The following is a 3,182-nucleotide window of genomic DNA, read 5'->3' as shown; positions in this document are numbered from 1 at the left end:
CCCCAGCAGGATGATCACCAGCGCCGCGACGGCCGCCAGCTTGAACTCGTGCCGGAAGATGAAGAACAGGCGCAGAAGATCACGAAAAGAACGGATCTCGATCATGGGATGTCGCTCCTTTAGTTATTGCCGCCGCTGGTTTTGGTGTAGTTGTAGCCAACCCCAATGGATTTGGTGAACGGGATCAATTGGTTCAAGTAGGTATCCACTCCCTGGATGCGTTCGCCCACGTTGGATTTAGGCACGAACACCACGTCGCCCCGTTGCAGGCGTACCGGTTTGCGCCCGTTCGGGCCGGGTTTGAGGTACTGGCTGAAATCCAGGAAATAGGCGTGGTAGGCGCCCTGGGCATCCTCGCGCAGCAAGGCGACCATGCTGGCATCGCCCGAGGGGTTCACCCCACCCGCACCGATGATGGCTTGCTCCAGGGTGTTGGCCGTGCCGATCTGCACCGCCGTCGGGTTGTTCACCGCGCCGCCGACGATCACCGAGTTGCCCGGTGCCTGGTTGATGTTCACCGTCACCCGAGGTTCGCGGTAGACCGGGGCAAGCTTGTTGCTCAGCTCCGTCGCCAGCTCCGAAGGCTGGCGCCCGGCAACCTGGATCGGCCCCAGGAACGGGTAATTGATCTTGCCGTCGGTTTGCACCGTGTACAGCGTCAGCTCGTAGATGGTGCTGACGTTGAACGCCGACAGCGTCGGCATCTCCCCGGCATCACGCACGATGCGCAATTGGTCGCCGACGCGGATGCGTTCCACGGCCTGGGGCAGTTGTGCCAACTGTTCGAGGGCGCGCTTGCCGTCCTCGACGGCCTGGCCATCCGGCCGGACGATGCGCGCAGGGGTATTGCAGGCGGCCAAGGCAATCATGGCCAGGACGAGCAGGGTTCGTTTCATCAATTGGGACTTCCTGTTGGTCATGATGCTCACCTCCAATAACCGGGGAACATGCTGATGCGCCGCTTGAGGGCGAGGGGGAGCCGGCGTTCCAGGTGACCCAGCCGGTAGCCGAGCAACTTGAACGCGCTGCGCACCAGTACTTCGGGTACGCGGTGCAATGCACCGGCTGCGCGTAACGCCGCGAGCTCAGCCAGTACATAGCGTTTACCTTCACCGCCCGCGTCGCCAAAGGCCTGACGGATCCAGGGTTCGCGACCGTAGAACACGCCAATGTCGAAGTAGCGGTGAAACTCATCCATGAGTCGGTAATCGTGGGAGTGGTACACCCGCGCCGAAGCGGCGTAGCGCACCTTGTAGCCTTCCAGCAGCATGCGCGCGGCCACGTAGGCGTCTTCGCTGCCGATCACATCGGCGGGGAAGCCACCGACGGCCTGCAGGGCGCTGCGTCGGTACACCGAAAACGAATCGGAGCTGAAGCAGGTCTTGATCCCCAGTTCCGGCGCATCGGCCAGGCTTTTGCTGCGGCTCTGGTCCGGGTAGTTGAAGTGCCGCGATTGCGCGCCCAGCACCCCGGCACCCGGGTGCGGCAGCTGACGGCCGTAGGCCACGCCGTTGAGCGGGTCTTGCTGCAGTTCGTCAAGCAGGTTGGCGAAGGTGTCGGGGGCGGCCGGGATCGCATCCTGGGTCATCACGATCAAGGCCTCGCCCTCAACCTGCTCGCTGGCCCAACGCCGCGTGCCGCCGTGGTTGAAATCACGGGCATCGATCACTTCGACCCGCGCGCCAAACTCACGAAAGCGCGCCACGGTGTCATCGCTGGAGGCGCTGTCGACCACCAGCATCTCGTCCGGTTGCAGGCTTTGCATCTGCAGTGCCGGCAGCAGTCGCGCCAGGTGGCTGGACGCGTTGCGGGTCGGGATGATCAACGCGGTGCGCATATTATTTTTTCACGTCGAGGGGCGCGCGCCCGTAGATGTCATCGAAGCGCACGATGTCGTCTTCGCCCAGGTACTCGCCGCTCTGCACCTCGATCATCACCAGGTCGATGATGCCGGGGTTGGTCAGGCGGTGCTTGTGCCCGGCCGGGATGTAGGTGGACTCGTTGGCGTTGATCAGGAATTCGCGCTCGCCATTGGTGATCTGCGCTGCGCCACTGACCACCACCCAGTGTTCGCTGCGGTGGTGATGCATCTGCAGCGACAACGACGCCTGGGGCTTGACCACGATGCGCTTGATCTTGAACCGGCTGCTTTCCTCCAGCACGGTGTAGGTGCCCCACGGCCGGGTGACGGTGCGGTGCAGGCTGAACGCCGGATGGTTCTGGCGTTTGAGTTCGGCAACGATGTAGCGCACATCCTGGCTGCGGTTGGCATCGGCGATGAGCAGGGCGTCCGGGGTGTCCACGATGATCAGGTCACGCACGCCGACGGCGCCAAGCACGCGTTTGGGTGAGTCGATGTAGCAGTTGTGCACGTCATGCAAAATCGCTTCGCCATTGACCTGGTTGCCATGGGCGTCGCTGGGGGTGAGCTGGCGCAGGGCTTCCCAGGAGCCGATGTCGCTCCAGCCGATGTCGCACGGCACCACCGCCACTTGCTTGGATTTTTCCATCAGCGCCACGTCGATGGAGATATCCGGCGCGCTGCCAAAGGCTTCGGCCTCCAGCTCACGCTGGCGTGAGGTCTTGTTCTGCAGGCTCTGGCTGTGTTCCAGCGCGGCGCTTGCAGCGCTTAGCACGTCCGGCGCATGGGTGGCGAGTTCGTCCACCAGGGTGCTGGCCTTGAAGCAGAACATGCCGGCGTTCCACAGGTGCTTGCCGCCGTCGAGGTAGGCCTGGGCGGTGGCCAGGTCAGGTTTTTCGACAAAGCGTTTGACACGGTTGCCGGTGTCCAGCGCTTCACCTTTTTCGATGTAGCCAAAGCCGGTTTCCGGGTGGTCGGGCTGGATGCCGAAGGTCACCAGGTAGCCGGCCTCGGCGAGGTCGCGGGCTTGGGTCACGGCGTGGGCGAACGCCACTTCATTGAGGATCAGATGGTCGGCGGGCATCACCAGCAACTGGGCGGCGTCACCAAAATGTTCCTGCACGTGCAACGCCGCGACCGCGATGGCCGCCGCCGTGTTGCGACCGAACGGCTCCAGCAGCAGGTCCAGGGGCAGGTGCGCCTTGTTCACCCCACGGTAGTCATCGAGGGTGCGAAACAGCAGGTCGCGGTTGGTCACCGTGAGCACGCTTTCCACGCCGGGCAACTTGGCGGCGCGCTGGAAAGTCTTTTGCAGCAGGCT

At 63.5% G+C, this 3,182-nt stretch carries 4 protein-coding genes; all 4 read right to left on the bottom strand.

The features are described from left to right. On the bottom strand, positions 1-105 hold a 105-nt coding region (locus tag HX803_RS32930), incomplete at its 3' end, for a hypothetical protein (RefSeq protein ID WP_256732991.1). Positions 106-119: 14 nt separating this feature from the next. Next, positions 120-896: a polysaccharide biosynthesis/export family protein gene (locus tag HX803_RS32045; protein WP_178926065.1), complete on the bottom strand. Its 777-nt coding sequence runs from the start codon at positions 894-896 to the stop codon at positions 120-122. Positions 897-925: 29 nt separating this feature from the next. Next, on the bottom strand, positions 926-1,837 hold the full coding sequence (locus tag HX803_RS32040; protein ID WP_178926064.1) for a glycosyltransferase family 2 protein: 912 nt from the start codon (positions 1,835-1,837) through the stop codon (positions 926-928). 1 nt (position 1,838) lies between these two features. Continuing rightward, on the bottom strand, positions 1,839-3,182 hold a 1,344-nt coding region (locus tag HX803_RS32035; protein WP_178926063.1), incomplete at its 5' end, for a mannose-1-phosphate guanylyltransferase/mannose-6-phosphate isomerase.

Source organism: Pseudomonas sp. P7548 (assembly GCF_013386585.1).
GTDB lineage: Bacteria > Pseudomonadota > Gammaproteobacteria > Pseudomonadales > Pseudomonadaceae > Aquipseudomonas.
Note: the sequence above shows the minus strand (reverse complement) of the source record. Positions and strands in the feature narration are given on the sequence as shown.